Source organism: Pseudanabaena sp. PCC 9330, assembly GCF_055795045.1.
The window spans coordinates 41957-48127 of record NZ_JAYFES010000076.1 but is presented as its reverse complement, the minus strand read 5'-3'; the positions used below and the strand labels follow the sequence as shown (position 1 = coordinate 48127).

Sequence of the window (6171 nt, the reverse complement as noted above, 5' to 3'; positions counted from 1 at the left end):
ATACTCCCTGGGTGAACAAGTGATACCAAATCCTCCTTGTATGCCCCCGATTCGGCAGGGCGAACGGTTGTTTGCCCTGCCGAATCGGGGTTTTGTGAGCGTCTTAAGCTACCAGGGCAGCACTTCGCCGTTGGCATGCCAGAAGGTGCCAGAATTTTCTAGGGTGAGGCCATCGATGCGGGCCAGCAGCCCCGCCACCGACTCAGATGGAGGAATGCCGCTGCTGGTAAACCCTGTCATGCGGGTCTGCACCAGGCCGGGGTGCAAAATCGCCACGGCGATGCCCCTGGGCTTGAGGTCGTGGGCCAAAGACTTGCCCGCCATCGACAGCGCTACTTTTGACATGCGGTAGCCGTAGGAACTGCCGGAGGTATTGTCGCCAATGGAGCCCATGCGGCTGGTCATCAGCACCACTTTTGAGCCAGCGGCCAAGTTGGGCAGCAGGGCAGCCGTGAGCCGGAGGGGGGCGATCGCATTCACCTCAAACTGCCGCCGAATGCTGTCAATATCTAGATCGTCTAGGGTGACGCGCTCTAGAAGGCCAGCGTTGTTGATCAAGACATCAAGGGCGGTGCCATGCAATCGCTGCACCAAATCACCTACCGAAGTTTCGTCGGTGAGATCGATCGCAGCTTCGACTTGAATGCCCAACGCCAAGAGATCGTCAGAGGGCTGGCGACAGACGGCAATAACGCGATCGCCCCGCTGGTGAAGCTGCCGACAGTATTCGTAGCCAATGCCACGATTTGCCCCAGTAATCAGGTAGGTGGCCATAGATTCCCCATTTCATTCCAGGATAGGATCAGTTTAGTAGCGTACTTTGTACCTTTGCCTCCGACGCCGTTCGGGTGACGTCGACGATTTTTTTGATAAAGCTGGCGGTGGGCACAGCCAGCAGCAGACCCAAAAAGCCGCCAAATTTTGCCCCGATCAGCAGCACAAGAATGATCACCGCTGGGTTTAGCCCCGTGATGCCTCCCATCAATCGCGGGGCCACCAGGTTGTCGTTAATCTGGCCCAGCACAGCGGCCACCCCCAGCACCTTTAGCCCCAGCCATAGATCTTGAAACGCCAGCAGGGTGCTCACCCCCAGCACTGCCACCGTGCCGCCAAAGGGAATCACGCTCACCAGGCCAATGACTAGGCCAAACAACAGCCCAAAGGGTACTTGGAGCACAATGAAGGCCGTCGACTGGGCCGCCGCCAAGATCAGCGCCAGGGTGGCCTGCCCGGTAAAATAACCCCGAAAGCTGGGCTGGAGCGAATCGCGAATGCGGCCCTGCCACAGCTCGGGCAGCCAGCTCAGCAGCCCCCGCCACAGCGGCTCGCCATTGATGACTAGCAGAATGGTGAGCACCAGGGTCACTAGCAGGTTGAGGGTGCTGTCGATGGTGCTGAGGGCCAGGGTAATGGTCTGGCTGGTGGCCGATTGCAGCGCCCCGGAGATCTGGTTGGCCGAGTCCACGGTGAGCTGCTTGAGATCCACGGGCAGATTTTGCAAAAAGGGACGCTGCTCAATTAGCAGTAGCTCGGTTTTGCCTTTCTCAATCCAGCGGGGCAGGCGATCGGCAAAGTCGTTGAGCTGCTGCCACAGCAGCGGCCCTAGAAAGACCGCCAGCAGGGCGATCGCCCCCACCGCCACCAGCACCACCAGACCCACCGCCAGCCCTCGGTTGACCCCGCGTTCTTCGAGCCAGTCGATGGGGTAGTCAAGCAAAAAGGCGATCAGGCTGGCGGTGATCACAATGCTGGGGATGGGGTGCAGCAGCCCGCCAATGCGGTACAGCAGCCAGCCATTGAGACAGATGACGGGAAAGGCCAGGGCGGCGATCGCCCATTTAGGCAAGTTTGAAAAAGTGACCATGGGTTAGCAGCCTTGACTGTTGTGGGGGTGGCTTACGGTTCCACTAGAAATTCGAGCGACTGACAGGTTGAGCACGGTCAAGGTCACGGCAAATCTTCGCTGTCTTCAAACAGTGATTCTAAGTCCTGATAACCATCCATACCGATGGGGTGTTGGGCAGAGCCCTATCCGATCGCTGGATCTGTTTCAGAGCCTACAATCAGCGCGATCGCTTGGTTAATCACGGCCTTTTGATTAACCCTCTGCTTCAACTCCGCTGCATCACAGCGACCTTCAAACGCTTCTAAGGCCGCCTGCCGTAGAGCAGAATCGTAGGCATCTTCTAGGGTGTCCTGAAGTTCCTGTACGGTCAAGTACATACCCCCGGCTTTGCGTCGTTGGTTGGTACGCTGGATTTGTTTGACGGCGTTGAGAATAGAGGTTTCCCAAGCGCGGGTAGTGCACCCCTCGGCGACTTGCTTGATGAGATGTAGAAGTAGGACGACGCCAAAGCTAAAAATCTTGTTGAGTTTGTCGTCCTTACTCATTTCCGTCATTTCCTCGACCAGAAGCAAGGCGTCACTCACCCGGTCAGCCAGCAATAACTCTCGCAATTCCAACAGCTCTTCCATACCGGTCTCTTGGCAATCATTGCGACCTTACCGTTTTAGCCTAGCCTGCACCAGCCATGATTTGACTCACCCCTTGGTTAAAAGAACCGGCCAAATTTTTGGCTGCGATCAACCGCCAGGCCCAAAGCTGGATTTTGGCTAGCCGATTTGCCTGGCATCACTTTCCTAGAGCTGAAATATCGAGATCGGCTAGGGTTGTTAGAAATGCCCTCAGGCGATCGCCAATCTTAGCTACGCCCCCCGCTACATTTGACTCAATATTTAGCGGCAGCACCGGGTCGTGAAGCGACAGCCGCAGCAAAAACCAGCCATTTTCTTCTGGGGCGCTGCAAGCTACTCGCACCCCTTCGTAATTGTTGGGTACGATCGCCCAGTCGGGCTGGGTCGCCACAAACCCTTGCAGCTGCTCAAGCACCGCCGCACCATAGGTTTTAAAGTCTGGCGGTTGAATTTTGAGACGAAACTCTTGGCTTTCCTCAGGTTCTTGCAGATTGGCGATCAGGTCAGTAAGGCGCTGGCCCGCTAGCCGCGACTTGGCCAGTTCCCCCAGCAGCTTGCTCACCAGGTAAGCGCCATCATCGAGGAAATAGTTCTCTTTCATCGCCCCGTGTCCAGAGGTTTCGATCGCCAGCCAGCTTGGCTGCCCCGCCTCGTTCAGCCTCACGGCTTCGTTGATTACGTTCTTGTAGCCCCGCTTAAACCGATGGTGAATGCCGCCCAGATCGCCCTCGATGAATCGGGTGAGCCCGTCGGAGGTAATCGAGTCGGTAACGATGGTAGAGCCAGGGTGCTCTTGCAGCACAATGGCCGCGATCAGCGCAATCAATCGGTTGCGGTTGAGTTCGCGCCCACGCTCATCCACCGCTGCGCCGCGATCGACATCGGTGTCGAAGATGATGCCAAAGTCGGCCCCGTGAGCCACCACCGCCTGGCAGATCGAGGCCATGGCCGCCGCGTCTTCGGGGTTGGGCACATGGTTAGGGAAGGTGCCATCGGGGTCGAGAAACTGGCTGCCCGTGGTGTCTGCCCCCAGGGGCTCTAGCACCTGGCTGGCGTAGAAGCCCCCCGCCCCGTTGCCCGCATCGACAATGATTTTCAGCCCTTGCAGCGGCTGGTCGAAGTGGTCGGGATGGTTCACCGCCTGGCGGATTTGTTGCACGAGGCTCGCTGAGTAGGCGGCAATCAAGTCGCGGCTCTCCACCGACCCAGGTATAGCCGCTGTGGGGAAAATTCCCTGTTCCGCCACTGCCAAAATGCGAGTAATGTCGCCCTTGCCCAAGCCGCCCTGGCGGGTAAAAAATTTGAGCCCGTTGCGGTTGAAGGGCAGATGGCTGGCGGTCATCATGATCGCCCCGTGGCAGGCGAACTCGGGCAAAACGGTGCTCATAAACATGGCCGGGGTCGAGGCCATGGCTACATCTAGCACCCGACAGCCGAGGGAAGTCATGCCTGCGATCGCCGCCCCCATCAGCCCAGGGCCAGACAACCGGCTGTCGCGCCCAATAGCGACGGTTAGCCCATCCACCGGAGTCGCTAATTCTTCTGAGAGCCAGACGGCAAAGGCCTGGCCCAGGGTGGTGACGACCTCCGGGGTGAGGTTTACTGCTTCATGAGGGACGCCCTCTAGGGCGACTCCGCGAATGTCGGAGCCGTTTTGGAGGGCGGCCCAGTCAGTAATCAGGATGGATGGGGGCATGGGGGCGATCGCTCCGGCTGTCGTCTTCCCCACCATAGAATCTGATCTAGGGGTTCTGTCTATTCCTTCAGCTTTTCTCCCCCTGCCCGCTCCGCCCTGCAATCTAAGCGGCTTCGCCCAGAAAGGGGTAGTCGGTATACCCTTCGGCCCCACCGCCATAAAACGTGCTGGGGTTAGGCTCATTCAGCGGCGCATTTTGGGCAAAGCGCTCGGGCAGGTCGGGGTTGGCGATAAACAGCTTGCCGTAGGAGACCAGGTCGGCGTCACCACTGGCGATCGCCCGATTGCCTGCCTCTTGGTCGTAGTCCCAGTTCACCATCAGCAGACCGTTGTACAGCGGGCGAAACTCTTTGGTAGGAATGGGGGTGCCGCCGTAGCGGAGGTCGGCTTCGCTGGGCTCTAGCAGGTGCAGATAGGCCAAGTCAAACTGGTTCAATGCCTGCACGGCATAGCCAAAGGTGGCCCTGGGGTCAGAGTCGCCCATGTCGTTGAAGGTGCTGCTGGGAGACAGGCGCACGCCGACGCGGTCTCCACCCCATACGCCCACCACCGCCTCCGTCACCTCCAGCAGCAGACGGGCACGGTTTTCGATCGAGCCACCGTAGGCATCGGTGCGGTGATTGGTGCGATCGCGCAAAAATTGATCTAGCAGGTAGCCGTTGGCCCCGTGGATCTCCACACCGTCAAAGCCTGCCTCTAGGGCATTTTTAGCCGCCTGACGATACTGGTCAACAACGCCAGGAATTTCATCCAGCTCTAGCGCCCTGGGGGTGACAAAGGGCTGCATACCCTCGGAGGTCATGGCCTCGCCCTTGGGCTGAATGGCGCTGGGAGCCACCGGCAGAGCCCCATCGGGCTGAAACGACGGGTGCGAAATACGACCCACATGCCATAGCTGCAAGAAAATGCGCCCGCCCTTGGCATGGACAGCCTGAGTCACCTTTTGCCATCCGGCAATCTGTTCGGCGCTGTGAATACCGGGGGTAGCGGGGTAGCCCTGGGCCTGGGGCGCAATCTGGCTGGCCTCGGTGATGATCAGCCCGGCAGAGGCCCGCTGCTCGTAATGGGTCACATTCAAAGGCTGGGGCACATTACCCGCCCCCGCTCGGTTGCGGGTCAGAGGGGCCATCACAACGCGATTGGGTAGCTCGTAGGGGCCAAGCTTAATGGGGGTAAGCAGATTTTTTTCAGTAGACATGGGCATTTCCTTAAAAAATAGCTGGGGCTGGGGTTAGTCTCGGTGCAAAAAAGCTAGCGCAGAAACGGCTCGACGGCTTTGGCCAGGGTCGTCTTCGACACCGCCCCGACCATCTGCTCCATTTTTTCGCCGCCCTTAAACACCATCAGGGTGGGAATGCTGCGAATGCCGTAGTGGGAGGCAATGCCAGGCTGCTCGTCGGTATTGACTTTGACCACCTTGAGCTGTCGGTCGTACTGCTGGGCAACCTCGTCGACCACACTGGCCACCATGCGGCAAGGGCCACACCACGGTGCCCAAAAATCGACCAGCACGGGCACCTCACTTTGCAGCACCTCGGCCTGAAACGTATCTTGAGTAATACTGACAACTGCGGACATCGTAGGCACCTCCGCCGTGTCGGCGAATAGGTTAATTTCGATAGTTCGATAAAATCGAATAAATAAACTATAACGTTCGCCATGGCATAATTGCAACTATGCGACCTATTCATCACCCCAGTGCCCAAGACATCTCTTTAGAAGGGGTTTTGTATGCCCTAGGCGACCCGGTGCGCCTCGAAATAGTTCAGCATTTGGCCAGCAATGCCGAGTTGTCATGCTCTGACCTCGATTTGGGAGTGGCCAAGTCTACCCTGTCTCACCATTTCAAAATTTTGCGTGAGACTGGGGTGCTGCACTGCCGCAAGCAGGGCACTCAGCATATGAATTCTTTACGTCGCAACGAGCTAGAGGCCGCGTTTCCTGGTCTGCTCGATACGATTTTGCAGGCTGCCCAGAGAGCCCGGTAGCAACCGATTGCG

At 58.2% G+C, this 6171-nt stretch carries 7 protein-coding genes; 1 reads left to right on the top strand and 6 read right to left on the bottom strand.

Features of this window, described 5'->3' with window-relative positions; genetic code table 11:
• Window positions 1-108 precede the first annotated feature (108 nt).
• The 6 genes from AC0QKW_RS06275 to trxA form a co-directional block, all read right to left on the bottom strand.
• Complete coding sequence (locus AC0QKW_RS06275) at window positions 109-774, bottom strand: SDR family oxidoreductase (protein ID WP_473150204.1); 666 nt, start codon at window positions 772-774, stop codon at window positions 109-111.
• A 28-nt stretch (window positions 775-802) separates the two neighbouring features.
• Entirely contained in the window at window positions 803-1864 is a 1062-nt protein-coding gene (locus AC0QKW_RS06270) for an AI-2E family transporter (RefSeq protein ID WP_473150203.1), read from the bottom strand.
• 164 nt (window positions 1865-2028) lie between these two features.
• Window positions 2029-2475, bottom strand: coding sequence for a DUF29 family protein (locus AC0QKW_RS06265; protein ID WP_473150202.1), 447 nt, complete (start codon window positions 2473-2475; stop codon window positions 2029-2031).
• Between the two features lie 157 nt (window positions 2476-2632).
• A complete protein-coding gene (locus AC0QKW_RS06260; protein WP_473150201.1) occupies window positions 2633-4171 on the bottom strand; it encodes a phosphomannomutase/phosphoglucomutase in 1539 nt (512 codons plus the stop codon).
• A gap of 103 nt (window positions 4172-4274) precedes the next feature.
• Window positions 4275-5369: an alkene reductase gene (locus tag AC0QKW_RS06255; protein WP_473150200.1), complete on the bottom strand. Its 1095-nt coding sequence runs from the start codon at window positions 5367-5369 to the stop codon at window positions 4275-4277.
• Between the two features lie 53 nt (window positions 5370-5422).
• Window positions 5423-5749 carry a thioredoxin gene (trxA, locus tag AC0QKW_RS06250; protein ID WP_473150199.1) on the bottom strand — a complete coding sequence of 109 codons (327 nt, stop codon included), beginning with the start codon at window positions 5747-5749 and terminating at the stop codon, window positions 5423-5425.
• Between the two features lie 98 nt (window positions 5750-5847).
• On the opposite strand from trxA, the gene AC0QKW_RS06245 reads away from it, so the two are divergent.
• Window positions 5848-6159, top strand: coding sequence for an ArsR/SmtB family transcription factor (locus tag AC0QKW_RS06245; RefSeq protein ID WP_473150198.1), 312 nt, complete (start codon window positions 5848-5850; stop codon window positions 6157-6159).
• Window positions 6160-6171: the final 12 nt, after the last annotated feature.